The following is a 16,698-nucleotide window of genomic DNA, read 5'->3' as shown; positions in this document are numbered from 1 at the left end:
GTAGAATGTTCTCGCAATCACAACATTCATAAAACACAAACAACAAAGGAGAACTATCATGACGCCATTCCGTCCCCGCCCAAGACTGCTGCTGAGCGCCCTGGCCCTAAGCTTGAGCCTGGGCTTCAACGCCCCGGCCCTGGCGCTGAGCCCGCCGGCGGCGCCGCAGGTCAAATACGATTACGACTACGATGTTTTCCATCCGGTCTACGCCCGCAACGGCATGGTGGCCACCGAGCAAGGCCTGGCCACCCAAGTGGGCTTGGACATCCTGCGCCAGGGCGGCAACGCGGTAGACGCCGCGGTGGCCGTGGGCTTTGCGCTGGCGGTGACGCTGCCCAACGCCGGCAACCTGGGCGGCGGCGGCTTCATGGTGCTGCACGATGCCAAGAGCGGCCGCAACATTGCGCTGGATTTCCGTGAGATCGCGCCGGCCAAGGCCAGCCGCGACATGTATCTGGATGCTCAGGGCAAGGTGGTTGACGGCCGGTCGCTGTACACCCACCTGGCGGTGGGCGTGCCCGGCACGGTGGCCGGGCTGGCTCACGCCCAGCAACGCTGGGGTAGCCTGCCGCTGGCCAAGGTGATTGCTCCGGCGGTGAAGTTGGCGGAGCAAGGCTTCGCGGTGTCGCAGACGCTGGCGGAAATGCTGGAAGTGGAAAAAGACAATCTGGGCCGATGGGACAGCAGCCGCGCGGTGTTTTTCCGCGACGGCCGCCCGCTGCGCGCAGGCGAAAAGCTGGTGCAACGCGATTTGGGACAATCTCTGCGCCTGATCGCGAAACAAGGGCCAAAAGCCTTTTATCAGGGCAGCATCGCCGACAAGATCGTGGCGGAAATGGCGCGCCACGGCGGCCTGATCAACAAGGCTGACCTCGCTGGCTACAAGGTGGAAGAGCGCGCACCGGTCAGCGGCAGCTACCGCGGCTACCAAGTGGTGTCCATGCCGCCCCCCAGCTCCGGCGGCATCCACATCGTCCAGATCCTGAATTTGCTGGAACGCTATCCGCTGGCCGATTACGGCCCCAACAGCGCGCAAACCATCCACTATCTGGCCGAGGCGATGAAGCTGGCCTACGCCGACCGCTCCGAATACCTGGGCGACCAGGCTTTCGTCAAAGTGCCGCAGACCGGACTGACTTCCAAGCGCTACGCCGACCAATTGGCAACAACGATAGACCCGGTCAAGGCCAGGCCCGCCGCCGAGATCAAGCCCGGCAAGCCGCAACCCTATGAAAGCGACCAGACCACCCACTACTCCATTGTGGACAAGCAAGGCAACGCGGTGGCGGTGACTTACACGCTGAACCTGAACTTCGGCAGCGGCATCATTGCCGGCGGCACCGGCATTTTGCTCAATAACGAGATGGACGACTTTTCCGTCAAGCCGGGCGTGCCCAACGCCTTTGGCCTGATCGGCGGCGACGCCAACGCAGTGGCGGCCGGCAAACGGCCCTTGTCGTCGATGTCCCCAACGCTGGTGCTGAAAGACGGCAAACCCTGGCTGGTGACCGGCAGCCCTGGCGGCGCTCGCATCATCACAACCACTTTGCAAACCATCGTCAACGCCATCGATTTCGGCATGAATCCGGCCGAAGCCGCATCCACGCCGCGAGTGCACCACCAGTGGCTGCCGGATGAGCTGAGAGTGGAAAAAGGCCTGAGTCCGGACACGCTGCGGCTGTTGCGCGAGCAAGGTTACAAGATCTCGCTCAAACCCAGCATGGGCCGGACCCAAACCATACAACTGCGCGACGGCGGCTTGTACGGTTATTCCGACCCGCGCAACCCGGACGGCGCCACGATGGGCTATTAAGAACCTGTTCACGATCCGCGGTGCTTAGTAAGACGCGACACGGTGATTACGGCTTCGAAATGCTCATGTGCCGCGTGTACACTTCGCTTTCTCTGCCGTTTTCGCCTTGTCTCGCTCTTGCTTGCAAGATCGTGAACGCGTTCCAAGTCGCGCCGGCCAGGCGGCTCCCCGCTCTCCGCATCAAGAAAGCGCCTGGCTGGCCGATAAAGCGTTAAACCGGCATGGAAACTCAACCATAATGTAACAAGGCATCCGAACCTGGCCGCCGGTCCAGCGCCGTTCATTGGGGAGAAGCCCGCACATGCTGAAATTGCTGAGCAGCGCCGCGCTGGCCTTGTCTCTGCCGCTCCATGTCGACGCGGCCACCCTGCACTTCGTCACCCAGGATTTCCCGCCTTTCATCGAAGTGACCGACAAACCCCTGCCGCAGGGCCTGATGGTGGACACGCTGGTGGCGGTATGCCAGCGGCTGAACTGGAGTTGCGAAGTTCAGGCCATGGTGTGGCGCCGCGCCTTGTTGCTGGCAGAGGAAGGCAAGGTGGACGGCATCTTTCCAGTCCAGGACACGCCGGAGCGCAGGATATCGCTGGCCTTGAGCGCGCCGGTGTACAACAGCAGCTACGGCCTGTTCGCCACCGCCAGCTCCACCTTCCGCTACCAGCAAGCGCAGGATCTGCAAAACCACCGCATTGCGGTATACGGCCCATCGGTGACGCAGAACGCCTTGGACAAGCTGATTGCCGGCCTGCCCAATATGAACATTTCCGTGGAAAACAACCAGGAAACAGTGTTAAAGAAATTGGCCGCCATGCGTTACGGCTCGGACGCGGTGGCTTTTGCCAATGAAGACGTTACTCGCTATATCATCCGCCGCGAAGCGCTGAGCGGCCTCCGCCCGCTGGCCACCATCCAACCGCTGACCTACCTCTACGGTTTCCCGTTAAAGTCAGTCAAACCGGGCATGGTGGCGGACTTCAACCAAGCCTTGAACGCGCTGTGCCACGACGGCACGCTGCCTCGTCTGGCGCGCCGCTACAACGTCCGGCTGGCTTCTTGCAAATAGCATTTGAAAGTTTTTGCTATCAATTAAATTGAACATCCATTAGCGATGTGTTATATTTGTTCAAAATTTCAAACAGCCACCATAAGCGCCACGCCATTTTGGCGCTTATCTTGCGCTTCAATGCGATAAACAACCCTTCTGCCCCAAACGGTTTTACGGGGCGGTCTAAGCGACCGACTGTCTTTGCTGACGGCGTCATCCGCGCTTTTCGCGGAGCGTTGTTGCGCCTCTAGCGCATGTGGCTTCCGGATTTCCAATCACAGGAGCGTAGCATGCAAACTCAATCTTCTCCCCACCCCTGGCTGGGCTGGGCTTTTCTGTTGGTGGCCATCGGCACCGAGATCTTGGGCACATCCTTCATGGCTTACGCCGCCCGCACCGAAAGCTACTGGGGCTATGGCGTGATGGCGGCGGCATTGGCGCTGTCCTATTACTTTCTGTCTCTCGCCATCCGCACCATCTCCGTGGGCGTGGCTTACGCCGCCTGGGAAGCCCTGGGTCTGGCCGGCCTGGCCCTGATCGGGGTCTATCTGTTTGGCGAAACCTTGCTGACTCAGGAAATCATCGGACTGGGGCTGTCCGTGGCGGGCATTGCCTGCGTGGTGTCCGGCGAAGCCGATGAACAAGCCCAGGAGCAAAGCGCATGAAAACCGTATTCTATTTATTCGTGGTGTCCTCGGCCCTGATCGAAGTGGCCGCCAACCTGATGCTGGAAAAGTCCAACGGCTTCCGCAACAAGGCCTGGGGCTTCGGCGCCATCGCCATGGTTTGGGTGGCATTCGCCCTTCTGGGCCAGGCGGTGCGGGGCATCGACCTTGCCGTGGCTTACGCGCTGTGGGGCGCGCTGGGCATCATCGGCACCGCCATCGGCGCGCGCATCTTTTTTGGCCAGCGGCTCAAGCCGCTGGGCTGGGTGGGCATGGCGGTCGTGATTTCCTCGGTGGTGGTGCTGACCACCGCCTGATAAACCGCGGCGGCGTTCAGTGACGCTTTTATGACGCGCCGCCGCCTGCAACCTGTCCTATCTGAGTATGGCGACCCGCGCCATAACGGTTTAGGGTACGGGCTCCATCCAAGCAATGAAAGGCTGAGACATGCAACAGTATCGAGTTGTGAGCAGCATGAGCCAAGAGTCCTTGGAAAACACCCAAGCCTTGCTCACCCTCTGCGAGCACTGCGCCAGCGATGTTGGCATCCTGGCCATCCATGGCGAAACAGATCAACCTTGCGAGCTGTGCGGCGAAGCCGATTGACACGCCGCCTTCGACCACACAGCGGGCCGGCCATGCCGGCCCTTTGTTTTTCCCGGCGCCTCCGCGCCGGCACGGGAATACCGATGCCGATTCAAAAACTGGACCGCGCCGCCCTGCCAGACTGGGTGGCGCTGCGCCAACAACTCTGGCCGCACCATGCCCCCACCGGCCACTACCAAGACGGCGAGGCCATTCTCGCGTCGGGCCATCTTGCCGCCTTCCTGGCGCGGGACGCCGCCGGCCAGGCCGTGGGCTTCGCCGATGCCGCGATCCGGCACGACTACGTCAATGGTTGCGCCAACAGCCCGGTCGCCTTCCTGGAAGGCATTTTCGTGTTGCCCGCCTGCCGGCGAAACGGCATCGCCCGACAATTGGTGACGGCGGTACAAGCTTGGGGCCTGGAGCACGACTGCATGGAACTAGCGTCCGACGCGCCGCTGGACAATCTCGCCTCACAAAGCATACATGCCCGCTTGGGCTTCGAGGAGACGGAGAGAGTGGTGTTTTATCGAATGCCGCTGCGTTGAATCAGGCTTGCATCCAATAAAAATACCCCGCTTGCGCGGGGTATTCTTTTGGGGGTGCGTCCAGGGGTATTCAATGATACGCTCCGGACGCCTCGCCAGGACTCAGACAATCAAATCATTGATTTGATTACACCTTCACGGTGTCCGCCAGCTCCTGGTAATCGGCGATCTCGTTGAAGTTCATGTAGCGGTAAACTTCGCTGGCCTTCTGATTCAGCACGCCGATGTCGGCCATGTATTCCTCCTTGGTCGGGATGCGGCCCAGACGGGAGCAGATCGCGGCCAGTTCGGCGGAACCCAGGTAAACATTGGAGTTCTTGCCCAGACGGTTGGGGAAGTTGCGAGTGGAGGTGGACATCACGGTGGCGCCCTCCTTCACCTGCGCCTGGTTGCCCATGCACAGCGAGCAGCCCGGCATTTCCATGCGCGCGCCGGCGGTGCCGAAGGTGCCGTAATGGCCTTCCGCGGTCAGCTGTTCGGCGTCCATCTTGGTTGGCGGCGCCACCCACAGTTTTACCGGGATGTCGCGCTTGCCTTCCAGCAGCTTGGAAGCGGCGCGGAAGTGGCCGATATTGGTCATGCAAGAGCCGATGAACACTTCGTCGATCTTGGCGCCGGCCACGTCGGACAGGGTTTTCACGTCGTCCGGGTCGTTCGGGCAAGCCACGATGGGTTCGTGGATGTCGGCCAGGTCAATTTCAATCACCGCCGCGTATTCCGCGTCGGCGTCGCCCTTCAGCAACTGCGGGTTGGCGATCCAGGCTTCCATCGCCTTGATGCGGCGCTCCAGCGTGCGCGCGTCCTGATAGCCGTTGGCGATCATGGTCTTCATCAGGGTAATGTTGGAGGTCATGTATTCGATGATGGGCGCCTTGTCCAAGTGCACCGTGCAGCCGGCGGCGGAGCGCTCGGCGGAGGCGTCGGACAGCTCGAAGGCTTGCTCCACCTTCAACTCCGGCAGGCCTTCGATTTCCAGAATCCGGCCGGAGAAGACGTTTTTCTTACCGGCTTTGGCCACGGTCAGCAGGCCTTGCTTGATCGCGTACAGCGGGATGGCGTTGACCAGATCGCGCAGGGTCACGCCTGGCTGCATCTTGCCCTTGAAGCGCACCAGCACCGATTCAGGCATGTCCAGCGGCATCACGCCGGTGGCGGCGGCGAAGGCCACCAGGCCGGAGCCGGCCGGGAAGGAGATGCCGATCGGGAAACGGGTGTGGCTGTCGCCGCCGGTGCCCACGGTGTCCGGCAGCAGCAGTCGATTCAGCCAGCTGTGGATCACGCCGTCGCCCGGACGCAGCGACACGCCGCCGCGGGTGGAGATGAAGGCCGGCAATTCTTTGTGCATCTTCACGTCCACCGGCTTGGGATAAGCGGCGGTGTGGCAGAAGGACTGCATCACCAGGTCGGCGGAGAAGCCCAGGCAGGCCAGGTCTTTCAGTTCGTCGCGGGTCATCGGGCCGGTGGTGTCCTGCGAGCCGACGGTCGTCATCTTCGGTTCGCAGTAAGTGCCCGGGCGCACGCCCTGGCCTTCCGGCAGGCCACAGGCGCGGCCAACCATTTTCTGAGCCAGGCTGAAGCCCTTGCCGGAATCAACCGGGGATTTGGGCAGACGGAACTCGGTGGACGCCGGCAGGCCCAGCGCTTCACGCGCCTTGCTCGTCAGGCCGCGGCCGATGATCAGGTTGATGCGGCCGCCGGCGCGCACTTCGTCCAGAATCACTTCGGACTTGAGCGCGAAGTCCGCGATCTTCTGACCGGCCTTCTCGATCTTGCCTTCATACGGGTAGATGTCGATGACGTCGCCCATCTCCATCTTGGACACGTCCACTTCGATCGGCAGCGCGCCGGAGTCTTCCTGGGTGTTGAAGAAGATGGGGGCGATCTTGCCGCCCAGGCACACGCCGCCGAAGCGTTTGTTCGGCACGTAGGGGATGTCTTCGCCCGTGCCCCAGATCACGCTGTTGGTGGCGGATTTGCGGCTGGAGCCGGTGCCCACCACGTCGCCTACGTAGGCAACCAGGTGACCTTTTTTCTTCAGGTCCTCGATGAACTGCATCGGGCCGCGCTTGCCGTCTTCTTCCGGAGTGATGCCGGGACGGGCGTTCTTCAGCATGGCGAGATAATGCAGCGGGATGTCCGGGCGGCTCCAGGCGTCCGGCGCCGGGGACAAGTCGTCGGTATTGGTTTCGCCGGTAACCTTGAACACGGTGACAGTGATCTTCTCAGCCACCGCCGGGCGGCTGGTGAACCATTCGGCGTTAGCCCAGGACTCCACCACCTGCTTGGCGAAGGCGTTGCCCTTGTCCATTTTTTCCTTCACGTCGTGGAAGGCGTCGAACATCAGCAGGGTTTTCTTCAGGCCGTCCGCGGCAATCTGGGCCACGGCGGCGTCGTCCAGCAGGTCGATCAGCGGCTTGATGTTGTAACCGCCCAGCATGGTGCCCAGCAACTGGGTGGCCAGCTCGCGGGAGATCAGCGGGGATTGGACGTCGCCCTCGGCCACGGCGGCCAGGAAGGAAGCCTTGACCTTGGCGGCGTCGTCCACGCCCGGCGGCACGCGATGGGTGATCAGTTCAACCAGGGTGCTTTCTTCGCCCTTGGGCGGATTTTTCAGCAGTTCCACCAGCGCTTCCACTTGCTTGGCGGACAGCGGCAGCGGCGGAATGCCCAGCGCGGCGCGCTCGGCCACGTGTTGACGGTAAGCTTCCAGCATGACTTTGGACCTTTATGGCTTGGGTTGTTGGCAGCGTCCCCGGCAAGGCCGGGACTCCGACGCTGCGGGACAATGGGGTAAGGCTATGGCTGCGGCCACCAAGGCCGCGCTGCGACACCCGTTGGCGCGGCCTTGATTTCATGCCTGAAGATTACGCTGTTAGCCGTCCGCTTTCAAACGAGTTATCGCAACATAGATTGTGAGTTAAAATCACAGCATGAGCACTTACCCCCCTCTCAACACTCTGCGTATTTTTGAGGCAGCAGCCCGGCTGGAGAGCTTTTCCGCCGCCGCCGGCGAACTCTTCGTCACCCATGGGGCTGTGAGCAAGCAGATCAAGCAATTGGAGGATTGGCTGGGCGTGCCGCTGTTCGAGCGCAGCGGCGGCAGGGTCAAGCTGACCGACCCCGGCTGGCGCTATCTGGTGCAAGTGCAAGACGGCCTGGACCTGATCGCCAACGCCACTTCCCAACTGCTGCAAGCGGATAGCCGGCGTCGGGTCAGCATCAATTCCACGCCCACCTTCGCCATGTACTGGCTGCTGCCGCGGCTGAGCCGTTTTCGCGAGCAGTTTCCGGAACTGGAATTGCACCTGGCCACATCGGACCGCGACATCAGCCGGCTGGACAGCCCGTTCGACATCGCCATCCGCCGCGGCCCCGGCGATTGGCCCGGCCATATCGCCAAGCCCTTCCTGAAAGAATGGGAGCTGCCGCTGTGCAGCCCGGCGCTGCTGACCGCCGCGCCCATCGCCAGCCCGGCTGATCTGGCGCGCCACACCCTGCTCTACGCCGACACCCGCCCCACCGCCTGGCCGCGCTGGCTGACCTTGGCCGGAGTGCCGGGGCTGAAACCGGCCAGCGCCCTGCACTTCGATAGTTTCTCGCTGGCCTTGCAGGCGGCGATGGACGGCCTGGGGGTAGTGCTGGGCCCCATGCCGATGGCACAGGCGCAGATAGACGCGGGCGTGCTGCTGTCGCCGTTGCCGGCGCCGGTGGCCACGGTGCGCGATTACTGCTGGGTGGCGCCGCGCGCGGCGGCGGAGGATGCCGCCGTTGCCGCGTTCTGCCGCTGGCTGGAGAGCGAGGCCACCCGCCCCGACGCGATCTGAACGCATGTTCAAAGCCGCGCCAGCATGAACGAGATCAACGCCCGGAACCAGGCTGCAGGCCAATCAGTTTGACATCCATAGGCGCAACGTCGCGCGGCAGCCATTTGTTGTAGATGCGTTTAAAGCTCCCGTCTTTCTTGACGGCGCTGAACGCGGTCTGCCAGCGCTTCACCTCCGCCGCCGATGTGCCGCGGGAAAACGCCAGATACAACTCCAGCGTTTCCAGCACTCGCACCACTTCCACCGCTTCCGGCGGCTGATGGATGTCTTTCAGTACCGATGCGACGACAAACCCGCCTTCCGACCACATATCGTAGCGGCCCACCAGCAGCTTCTGCGCGGTGATCTGCGGGGTAGGCGCCAGGTCCACCTCCACAAAACCGGCCGCAATCGCCGCGTCGGCGAAAATGCTGCCGCGGTAAGCGCCCACCGGCCGGTGATAGATGCCGTTGCCCAAGGCCAGCAAGCCGGCCGCTTCGCCCTTTCGCGCCAGCAACACGGTCTGAGAAATGGCGATGGGCCCCAGCAGCGTCATCTGCTTCTCCCGTGTGTCGTTGCGCCCCACGGTGAACAGCATCACCCCCGGCGTAGTCAGCAACTCCTTATAGCCGCGCGCCCAGGGCACCACGTCAATGGCGCTGTTGTCGTGCATCCGCGCCTGGATTTCACGCACCACTTCCACCGCCATGCCGTCCGGCACGCCGTTGTGTTGGAAAGTGATGGGAGGCCAGTCTTCGGTGTAAATGGTGATCGCCCGCGCCTGCCATGCCGCCAGCAGCAATAGCAGCGCCAATAAACCTTTAGCCATGATCTTTCCCCGTACCGCGTGAACCCGATTTTATTCATAGCCGTTTCACGCGTCGCCTGCCGGCCATTTCCGCCCCCGCCGCGCCGCCAGGGGCATGACGACCGCAAGACGCTTATCCGTTATAATATGGCGGTCAAGCCGGCGCAGCCGGCATATCGAGCATTTGTTTCGCGCACCCACCCAAAGCTAAGGATTGCCATGAGCCGCATCACCCTCTCCCGCTTTTTGATCGAACAGCAACGCAAGGCCGGCACGCTGCCGCCCGAGCTGCGCCTGCTGATCGAAACCGTTGGCCGCGCCTGCAAGGCCATCAGCTATTCGGTAAACAAGGGCGCGCTGGCCGACGTGCTGGGCGAAGCCGGCACCGGCAACATACAGGGCGAGGCGCAGAAAAAGCTGGACGTGATCGCCAACGACTACCTGCTGGACGCCAATGAATGGGGCGGCAGCCTGGCGGCGATGGCCTCCGAGGAAATGGAGCTGCCTTACCACATCCCCGGCGAATACCCGAAGGGCGAGTACCTGTTGATGTTCGATCCGCTGGACGGCTCATCCAACATCGACGTCAACATCTCGGTGGGCACCATCTTCTCCATCCTGCGCTGCCCCCAGGGCATCGACCACGCCACCGAGAGCGCCTTCCTTCAGCCCGGCACTGAGCAAGTGGCCGCCGGCTACACCGTGTACGGCCCGCAAACTCTATTGGTGCTGACCTTCGGCAGCGGCGTCCACGGCTTCACGCTGGACCGCGAACAGGGCTCTTTCGTGCTGACTCACCCGGACATGAAAGTGCCGGAAAGCACCGGCGAATTCGCCATCAACATGTCCAATATGCGTCACTGGGACGCGCCGGTGAAACGCTATGTAGACGAACTGCTGGCCGGCAGCACCGGACCGCGCGGCCGCGATTTCAATATGCGCTGGGTGGCGTCCATGGTGGCCGAGGTGCATCGCATCCTGACCCGCGGCGGCATCTTCATGTACCCGCGCGACGCGCGCACCCCGGATCAGGCCGGCAAGCTGCGCCTGATGTACGAAGGCAACCCGATGGCCTTCGTGGTGGAACAGGCCGGCGGCGCGGCCACCAACGGCCATCAGCGCATCATGGACATCCAGCCTCAGAAGCTGCACGAGCGGGTGGCGGTGTTCCTGGGCTCCAAGGAAGAAGTGGAACGCGTCACCGCCTACCACGCCGAACAGCGGTAAGCGCGCGCCAAACAAAAACCCCCTGTCGAAACCGACAGGGGGTTTTTCTTGTTAGCCGCCGGCGCTAGCGCAAGCGCTCGCGCACTTCCATCAGCACAAAGCCCAACAGATTGCTGCCGTCCCACATGTCCGGCAGACTGGCCTGCGGGTCGTCCTCGGCCCAGCCTATGCCCCAGACGCAGTCCACCGGGCTGGCCTCTACCAGAATGGCGTCGCCGGTGCCGCGCAGAAAGTCCCCCAGCGCCGGGTTTTGCACGAACTTGGCCAGATTGCCCCGCATCACCACCTCGCAGCTGCACTGCCGCCACAAGGCGCTGTCGAAGCCCCGCACTTGGCGTCCCAAGGCCTTGGCCTCGGCCGGCGTGGCCGCGGCCAGTATCCTGCTCCGAATCTCCCCGTCTTCGAACAAACGCGCTTTTTCCGCCATCATGTAATGCTCGGCGCTGGCATACCCCACTCCGTCAAGTTCAAAACCAGCGGGGAACCACTGACTCAAACAGCTCTTGCAAACACTGTGTTCATGTTTAGGTCTATGCCCCCAGAAAAACAGAAAATCCAGGGTTTCGCCGGCCGCAGCCCGCTTGCGCAACTCACTTACTGTCCGGATCGCCATGGTCCGCGTCCTCCACTTCCTGCGCGGCCATATGCCGCAAAAAATGCCAAGAGCCCCCTCTTTGTCCGCTGTCGCCGCGGCGCTGAACATCTGCATGGCCATCACTATAAGGAGCCGGAATCGGGTTAGACAAGCGCGGCGAGCAGCCGGCCCGCGCGTGAATCCACCGGTTTTCACGCAAACAGACAAAAACAATGATTAATTACCGCATGACGATGATTTGGCCGCATCCGCCCATATTCCGGGCGCAGTGGATATGCAACACCGCCTTACCAACATAGGACCGGCCACCCCGCTTGCCCATGGGTAAAACTACTCAGCGCAAGCGCAACCGTCCGCATTGCCATGAAGCGGCGTAGCGGAGTATGTTTTCCCCCATAAGCCTGATAAGCCGCTGTTGGAAAAGACATTACAAGCCCTGGGGAGACCGGCATGGCTATTGTGATCACGCTGGACATCATGCTGGCGCAACGCAAGATCAAATCCAAGGATCTGGCGCGGGCCATCGACATCACGCCGCATAATCTGTCGCTACTGAAACTGGGCAAAGTCAAAAGCCTGCGCCTGGATACGCTGGACGCGCTGTGCCGGCAGTTGGGCTGCCAGCCAGGCGATTTACTGACCCACGTGCGGGAAGCGGACCCGACGGACGGAGAGCCGTCGGTCTGACTCTCCGCCCGCCCGCGTCAGCGGGCTGTCTGACGCGCGCCGCGCGCCGAGGTGCGGCCCGAATTCAAATAGCCGGCAATGTAGTCTTGCGACACTTCGCCGTTATAGCGGCCGTCCCCGTCCAGCACCGGCATCCAGGTCAGGTTGTGCTCGTACAAGCGGGACAGCACCACGCGCAGGTTCTCACCCGCCGCCGCGGTCACGCTCACCGGCTTGATCTTGTCCGCGCACACGCCGTCCGCGCCGCGCGCGTCGCGGCGACGGACAAAGCCCAGCGGCTGGCCGTCTTCGTCCACCACGGTCAAATGCAACAGGTCATTGTCGTCCATCAGGGCGTAAGCGGCCGCCAGCGGCGTATCCAGACGCGCGGTCAGCGTTTCCTGCTGATCGGCCACTTCGCCGGCCTGCACCAGCAGCAGGCGCTTGAGCGTGCGGTCCTGGCCAACGAAGCTGGCGACGAAATCGTCCGCGGGACGCGCCAGAATCTCGTCGGAGCCGGCGCACTGCACCATGCGGCCCTGACGGAACACCGCGATGCGGTCTCCCAGCTTGATCGCTTCGTCGATATCGTGGCTGACCAGCATCACGGTCTTGCCCAACTGCCGCTGCATTTGCAGGAACTCGTTCTGGATCTGCTCACGGTTGATCGGGTCCACCGCGCCAAAGGGTTCGTCCATCAGCAAGACCGGCGCGTCGGCCGCCAGCGCGCGGATCACGCCGATGCGCTGTTGCTGGCCGCCGGACATCTCGCGCGGATAACGCTGCAGGAAGCGGTTGGGATCCAGGGCCACCATACTCATCAGTTCGCGCGCGCGCTCGCGGCAGCGCTTCTTGTCCCAGCCCAGCATCCGCGGCACCACGGTGATGTTGTCCTCAATGGTCATATTGGGGAACAGGCCGATTTGCTGGATCACGTAGCCGATCTGGCGGCGCAGCGTCACGCTGTCGATGCCGGCGGTGTCCTCGCCGTTGATCAAGACCTTGCCGGACGTGGGTTCGATCAAGCGGTTGATCATTTTCATCGTGGTGGTCTTGCCGCAGCCGGACGGGCCCAACAACACGCAGATCTCGCCTTCCGGCACATGCAGATTGACATTGTCCACCGCCTGGAAGACCTGGCCGTTTTTCTGGGTAAATTGCTTGCAGAGGTTTTGCAGTTCAATCATCAACGAATTCCTTTCGGGGTCAGCGCGCGCTGAGCGCGCAGCAACAACCAATCCATCGCGACGGCGAGCACGCTCACCGCCACCGCGCCGGCAATCAGCTTGCGAATGTCGCTCTGGCTGATGCCGTGCAATATCAGAGTGCCCAAGCCGCCGGCGCCGACGATGGCGGCTATCGCCATCACGCCGATGTTCAGCACCACCGCGGTGCGGATGCCGGCAAAGATCAGCGGCGTGGCCAGCGGCAGTTCCACCCAGCGCAAGCGCTGCCAGAAGGTCAGCCCCAGGCCGCGGCCGGCCTCGCGCACGCCGGGTTCAAGATGCGTCAGCGCGGTATGGGTGTTGCGCACGATGGGCAACAGGGAATACAGGAAGGCGGCGGTGATGGCCGGCACCGCGCCGATGCCCTGCCCGATCATGGAAAACAGCGGCACCATCAAGCCGAACAAGGCGATGGCCGGAATGGTCAGCACCACGGTGGCCAGGCCCAGCACCAGACCGGCCAGCGCCTGGAAGCGCACGATCAGCACGCCCAAAGGCACGCCCAGCAGCACCGCCAGCCCAACGGCGATGCCCACCAGTCTCAGGTGCTGCTCGGCCAAAATCGCGATTTGCGGCAGGTTTTGCCAGATGAACTGGCAGGTTTGCAATAGGGTTTCCATGCGGCCTCCTTCAGATCAGGCCGCGCTGGCGCAGGAACTCGCTGGCGACTTCCTTCACCGGACGGTGTTCGATGTCCACCTTGGCGTTGAGCTCGGACATGGTGTCGTTGTCCAGCAACGCCGCCAGCTTGTTCAGTTCGTCGGCGAGGCCGGGATTGCGCTCCAGCGTGTCGCGGCGCACCACCGGCGTGGCGGCGTAGGCCGGGAAATAACCCATGTCGTCCTGCAGCACCACCAGATCAAAGCCCTTTACGCGGCCGTCGGTGGTGTAGACCAGGCCGGCGTCGACGAAGCCGTCGCGGATGGCGTTGTACACCAGGCCCGGATCCATCTGGCGGATTTGCGGACGGCTCAACTCCATGCCGTAGAGCTGCTGCATCGGCTTGAGGCCGTCAGGACGTCCGGCGAACTCCATGTCGAAACCCAACTGCCAGCGCTTGGAGCCGCCGTTGTTTTCATTGACCCGCCGTGCCAGATCGGACAGCGTGCGCACGCCCTCGGCCTCGGCGCGCTCGCGTTTCATCGCCAGCGCGTAAGTGTTGTTGAGCGGAGCCGGGTTCAGCCAGATCAACCCCAGGGGCTCGTCCAGCTTCTTGACCGTGGCGTAAGCCTCCTCGTTGCTCATTTTCTTCTGGATGCCGTGATGAATGATCAGGCCGGTGCCGGTGTAGTCCCACACCAGATCCAGTTGGCGGTTCTCCAGCGCGTTGCGCAGGATCACCGTCGCCAGGTCCGCCTTTTGCGTGACCTGGTAACCCTTGCTGCCCAGATACTGCGTGGTGATATCGGACAGCAGGTGCTGTTCGGTGAAGTTCTTGCTGCCCAACACTAGGCCGGCGGCAAAGGCCGGCGCGGCGCTCAGCAAGGCCGCCAGCGTCAGCGCGCGGCGCGCCAGCTTGCGCCAGGGCGAGAAGAAAAGTGCTTGTGTCATAGATGTCCTCCGTGCGAGCGCCCGCCGGAACGGGCGACAGGGGGGTATTCGAATCAGGCCAGGCCGCGGGCGGCGGCCAGACGGCCCAGACCGGCCAGCGTCATGTCCAGCGTCAGCGCGATCAGCGCGGTGCCGCCGGCGCCCAGCAGCAGCGCGGTATGGTTGTTCAGATAGATGCCGGGGAAGATCAGCTCGCCGTAGCTGCTGGCGCCAATCAGGAAGGCCAGCGGCGCGGTGCCGACGTTCAAGGCCAGCGCCACCCGCACGCCGGTCAGTATCACCGGCAAGGCGTTGGGCAGTTCCACCCGCCACAACCGTTGACGCGGGGTCATGCCCAGCGCGTCGGCGGCTTCCAGCAGCGCCGGCTGCAGGCCGGCCAGGCCGGCGTAGGTGTTGCGCACAATGGGCAGCAACGACGCCAGGAACAGCGCCACGATGGCCGGCGCGTCGCCGATGCCGATTAGGGCCATCGCCAGCGCCAACACCGCCATGGGCGGCAACGTGTTGCCGATATTGAAAATCTGCATCCAGTGCTCGGCGCTGCCCCGCAGCCGCTGGCGGCTGAGCAACACGCCGCTGGGCAAGCCCACGGCCAGGGCCAGCGCCATGGAGACGCCCACCAGATAAAGATGTTGCCGGCCCAGGTAGATCAGATCTTCCCGGTACTCGGTCCATACGGCTGGGCTTACACCGTAAATCAATCCCGCCGCCGCTACGGCGACCAGGATCAGCCCGATCATGCTGCGCTTGCTAAACGCTCTTTTGTGCATCTGCGTCCTCCTTGGCGAAAGCAATGGCCGGCAAGGCCACGGCGATCCGCTGTAATGATCGCGACAACTAGAGAGCTGCCAGTAAATAGACATCCGGCGCGGGCCGGACATGAGGTGCGTTTAAACGCGAGGCTCGACGGCGCGAAACCGTCGATTTTGAGTGGCGCGGTGTGCGCCTGATGAAAAACCTAATAAGTTATAACACTGTTTGCATCGAACATGCAAATTTTCTAATGTTCACGACAATACTTAAAGAGCAAGGGCAAAGCATTGAAAAAGCAATCTTTCTTTTTGTTCACATCAAACAAAATAGATAATTCGGCCGCTCTCCTTCGCCCAGCCCTATAAGGTACGCGCGCGTTGGGGCCGCCCGCGCCGTCCCAACGGCCACTTGCCGCCGCCCGGCCCCGAAGCCAGAATGCGCTGTTTCGTCCGTTGCAACAATCACGGCAAAAAATATGGATCGATTGCATTTGATGACTGTATTCATCGCGGTGGCGGAAGCGGAAAGCTTCGCCGGCGCGGCGCGTAAACTGGGCATGTCGCCGCCGGCGGCTACGCGCGCGGTGGCGGCGTTGGAGGCGCGGCTGCAAGCCCGCCTGCTCAACCGCAGCACGCGGCATGTGCGCGTTACCGAGGCCGGCCAGCGCTATCTGGAAGACGCTCGCCGTGTGATCGCCGCGGCGGACGAGGCCGACGAAGCGGCCTCCGGCGGCAACGCGCCGCCGCGCGGCTTGCTGACCATCACCGCGCCGGCGCTGTTCGGCCTGCGCTACGTGATGCCTGGGATCAATGACTACCTGCTGCGCCATCCCGAGGTGACGGTGGACGCCTTGCTGCTGGACCGCGTAGTCAACCTTCTGGAAGAAGGCGTGGACGTGGCCGTCCGCATCGGCGATTTGCCGGACTCCAACCTGAACGCTCTGCGCGTAGGCCAAGTGCGGCGGGTGGTCTGCGCGGCGCCGGCCTATCTCGCTGAACGCGGCGCGCCGCGCTCGCCGGCGGACTTGCAGCGGCACTCGCTGATCGCCTCTCGCGGCGTGGGCTCCAGCCACGAATGGCGTTTCAGCGACGGCGGCAAACCTCTGAGCGTGCGTCTCAAGCCCAGGCTCACCGTCAGCAACAACGAGGCGGCCATCGCCGCCGCGGTGGCGGGCCTGGGCCTTACCCGCCTGCTGTCTTACCAAGTGGCGCCGCTATTGGCCGCCGGCCAATTGCAACAGGTGCTGGCCGAGTACGACGACGCCAGCCAGCCCATCCACATCCTGCATCAAGAAGGCAGACTGGCCTCGGCCAAAACCCGGACCTTCATCGACTTGATGGCGGAGCGGCTGCGCGGCCACCCCGAACTGCGCTAAGAGCCTGTTCAAAGCCTCGCGAGCAAGGGCGAGAC

Annotated in this window: 17 protein-coding genes; 10 read left to right on the top strand and 7 right to left on the bottom strand. The window is 63.0% G+C overall.

Going from position 1 to position 16,698, the window contains the following annotated elements:
- Positions 1–58: 58 nt before the first annotated feature.
- The 6 genes from ggt to aac(6') all read left to right on the top strand — a co-directional run bounded on the left by ggt (position 59) and on the right by aac(6') (position 4,659).
- Positions 59–1,816, top strand: coding sequence for a gamma-glutamyltransferase (gene ggt, locus BR71_RS01855; RefSeq protein ID WP_043631742.1), 1,758 nt, complete (start codon positions 59–61; stop codon positions 1,814–1,816).
- Between the two features lie 301 nt (positions 1,817–2,117).
- Positions 2,118–2,879, top strand: coding sequence for a substrate-binding periplasmic protein (locus BR71_RS01850; RefSeq protein ID WP_043631732.1), 762 nt, complete (start codon positions 2,118–2,120; stop codon positions 2,877–2,879).
- A gap of 272 nt (positions 2,880–3,151) precedes the next feature.
- Positions 3,152–3,526 carry a DMT family transporter gene (locus BR71_RS01845; protein WP_043631729.1) on the top strand — a complete coding sequence of 125 codons (375 nt, stop codon included), beginning with the start codon at positions 3,152–3,154 and terminating at the stop codon, positions 3,524–3,526.
- On the top strand, positions 3,523–3,843 hold the full coding sequence (locus BR71_RS01840; protein WP_043631726.1) for an SMR family transporter: 321 nt from the start codon (positions 3,523–3,525) through the stop codon (positions 3,841–3,843). The genes BR71_RS01845 and BR71_RS01840 overlap by 4 nt, the downstream gene beginning before the upstream one ends.
- Positions 3,844–4,000: 157 nt before the next feature.
- Positions 4,001–4,132 carry a hypothetical protein gene (locus BR71_RS24930; RefSeq protein ID WP_254894676.1) on the top strand — a complete coding sequence of 44 codons (132 nt, stop codon included), beginning with the start codon at positions 4,001–4,003 and terminating at the stop codon, positions 4,130–4,132.
- Between the two features lie 83 nt (positions 4,133–4,215).
- Entirely contained in the window at positions 4,216–4,659 is a 444-nt protein-coding gene (gene aac(6') / locus BR71_RS01835) for an aminoglycoside 6'-N-acetyltransferase (protein ID WP_043631724.1), read from the top strand.
- 127 nt (positions 4,660–4,786) lie between these two features.
- On the opposite strand, the gene acnB is transcribed toward aac(6'), so the two are convergent.
- Positions 4,787–7,372 (bottom strand): bifunctional aconitate hydratase 2/2-methylisocitrate dehydratase, encoded by a 2,586-nt coding sequence (acnB, locus tag BR71_RS01830; RefSeq protein ID WP_043631719.1) that lies wholly within the window; start codon positions 7,370–7,372, stop codon positions 4,787–4,789.
- 217 nt (positions 7,373–7,589) lie between these two features.
- Between acnB and gcvA the strand changes: the two genes are divergently transcribed.
- Positions 7,590–8,483 (top strand): transcriptional regulator GcvA, encoded by an 894-nt coding sequence (gene gcvA / locus BR71_RS01825; protein WP_043631716.1) that lies wholly within the window; start codon positions 7,590–7,592, stop codon positions 8,481–8,483.
- A gap of 34 nt (positions 8,484–8,517) precedes the next feature.
- Here the strand turns inward: gcvA and BR71_RS01820 are convergent, their stop codons facing one another.
- Entirely contained in the window at positions 8,518–9,291 is a 774-nt protein-coding gene (locus BR71_RS01820) for a substrate-binding periplasmic protein (RefSeq protein ID WP_052370255.1), read from the bottom strand.
- Positions 9,292–9,489: 198 nt separating this feature from the next.
- On the opposite strand from BR71_RS01820, the gene BR71_RS01815 reads away from it, so the two are divergent.
- Positions 9,490–10,497, top strand: coding sequence for a class 1 fructose-bisphosphatase (locus BR71_RS01815; protein WP_019101924.1), 1,008 nt, complete (start codon positions 9,490–9,492; stop codon positions 10,495–10,497).
- Between the two features lie 64 nt (positions 10,498–10,561).
- Here the strand turns inward: BR71_RS01815 and BR71_RS01810 are convergent, their stop codons facing one another.
- Complete coding sequence (locus BR71_RS01810; RefSeq protein WP_240314961.1) at positions 10,562–10,993, bottom strand: NADAR family protein; 432 nt, start codon at positions 10,991–10,993, stop codon at positions 10,562–10,564.
- Between the two features lie 549 nt (positions 10,994–11,542).
- Here BR71_RS01810 and BR71_RS01805 point away from each other — a divergent pair.
- Positions 11,543–11,779, top strand: a complete 237-nt coding sequence (locus BR71_RS01805; RefSeq protein WP_043631712.1) for a helix-turn-helix domain-containing protein — start codon at positions 11,543–11,545, stop codon at positions 11,777–11,779.
- A 17-nt stretch (positions 11,780–11,796) separates the two neighbouring features.
- Here the strand turns inward: BR71_RS01805 and BR71_RS01800 are convergent, their stop codons facing one another.
- Genes BR71_RS01800 through BR71_RS01785 form a run of 4 tightly spaced genes read right to left on the bottom strand, consistent with a single transcriptional unit; the run spans position 11,797 to position 15,305 of the window.
- Positions 11,797–12,945 (bottom strand): osmoprotectant ABC transporter ATP-binding protein OsmV, encoded by a 1,149-nt coding sequence (locus tag BR71_RS01800; protein ID WP_043631709.1) that lies wholly within the window; start codon positions 12,943–12,945, stop codon positions 11,797–11,799.
- Positions 12,945–13,604, bottom strand: coding sequence for an ABC transporter permease (locus tag BR71_RS01795; protein ID WP_052370254.1), 660 nt, complete (start codon positions 13,602–13,604; stop codon positions 12,945–12,947). The genes BR71_RS01800 and BR71_RS01795 overlap by 1 nt, the downstream gene beginning before the upstream one ends.
- Before the next feature lie 10 nt (positions 13,605–13,614).
- Positions 13,615–14,535: a glycine betaine ABC transporter substrate-binding protein gene (locus BR71_RS01790; RefSeq protein ID WP_052051979.1), complete on the bottom strand. Its 921-nt coding sequence runs from the start codon at positions 14,533–14,535 to the stop codon at positions 13,615–13,617.
- Between the two features lie 53 nt (positions 14,536–14,588).
- The gene (locus BR71_RS01785; protein WP_019101917.1) at positions 14,589–15,305 is read right to left on the bottom strand and encodes an ABC transporter permease; all 717 of its coding nucleotides are present in this window, start codon (positions 15,303–15,305) and stop codon (positions 14,589–14,591) included.
- A 458-nt stretch (positions 15,306–15,763) separates the two neighbouring features.
- On the opposite strand from BR71_RS01785, the gene BR71_RS01780 reads away from it, so the two are divergent.
- On the top strand, positions 15,764–16,663 hold the full coding sequence (locus BR71_RS01780) for a LysR family transcriptional regulator (RefSeq protein WP_043590651.1): 900 nt from the start codon (positions 15,764–15,766) through the stop codon (positions 16,661–16,663).
- Positions 16,664–16,698: the final 35 nt, after the last annotated feature.

Source organism: Chromobacterium haemolyticum DSM 19808 (assembly GCF_000711885.1).
GTDB lineage: Bacteria > Pseudomonadota > Gammaproteobacteria > Burkholderiales > Chromobacteriaceae > Chromobacterium > Chromobacterium haemolyticum.
This window is presented reverse-complemented; position numbering and strand designations above follow the sequence as displayed.

Coding starts and splice junctions, on each gene's coding strand:
- ggt (WP_043631742.1), top strand. CDS start 59: ATGACGCCATTCCGTCCCCGCCCAAGACTGCTGCTGAGCGCCCTGGCC.
- BR71_RS01850 (WP_043631732.1), top strand. CDS start 2,118: ATGCTGAAATTGCTGAGCAGCGCCGCGCTGGCCTTGTCTCTGCCGCTC.
- BR71_RS01845 (WP_043631729.1), top strand. CDS start 3,152: ATGCAAACTCAATCTTCTCCCCACCCCTGGCTGGGCTGGGCTTTTCTG.
- BR71_RS01840 (WP_043631726.1), top strand. CDS start 3,523: ATGAAAACCGTATTCTATTTATTCGTGGTGTCCTCGGCCCTGATCGAA.
- BR71_RS24930 (WP_254894676.1), top strand. CDS start 4,001: ATGAGCCAAGAGTCCTTGGAAAACACCCAAGCCTTGCTCACCCTCTGC.
- acnB (WP_043631719.1), bottom strand. CDS start 7,372: ATGCTGGAAGCTTACCGTCAACACGTGGCCGAGCGCGCCGCGCTGGGC.
- gcvA (WP_043631716.1), top strand. CDS start 7,590: ATGAGCACTTACCCCCCTCTCAACACTCTGCGTATTTTTGAGGCAGCA.
- BR71_RS01820 (WP_052370255.1), bottom strand. CDS start 9,291: ATGGCTAAAGGTTTATTGGCGCTGCTATTGCTGCTGGCGGCATGGCAG.
- BR71_RS01815 (WP_019101924.1), top strand. CDS start 9,490: ATGAGCCGCATCACCCTCTCCCGCTTTTTGATCGAACAGCAACGCAAG.
- BR71_RS01805 (WP_043631712.1), top strand. CDS start 11,543: ATGGCTATTGTGATCACGCTGGACATCATGCTGGCGCAACGCAAGATC.
- BR71_RS01800 (WP_043631709.1), bottom strand. CDS start 12,945: ATGATTGAACTGCAAAACCTCTGCAAGCAATTTACCCAGAAAAACGGC.
- BR71_RS01795 (WP_052370254.1), bottom strand. CDS start 13,604: ATGGAAACCCTATTGCAAACCTGCCAGTTCATCTGGCAAAACCTGCCG.
- BR71_RS01790 (WP_052051979.1), bottom strand. CDS start 14,535: ATGACACAAGCACTTTTCTTCTCGCCCTGGCGCAAGCTGGCGCGCCGC.
- BR71_RS01785 (WP_019101917.1), bottom strand. CDS start 15,305: ATGCACAAAAGAGCGTTTAGCAAGCGCAGCATGATCGGGCTGATCCTG.
- BR71_RS01780 (WP_043590651.1), top strand. CDS start 15,764: ATGGATCGATTGCATTTGATGACTGTATTCATCGCGGTGGCGGAAGCG.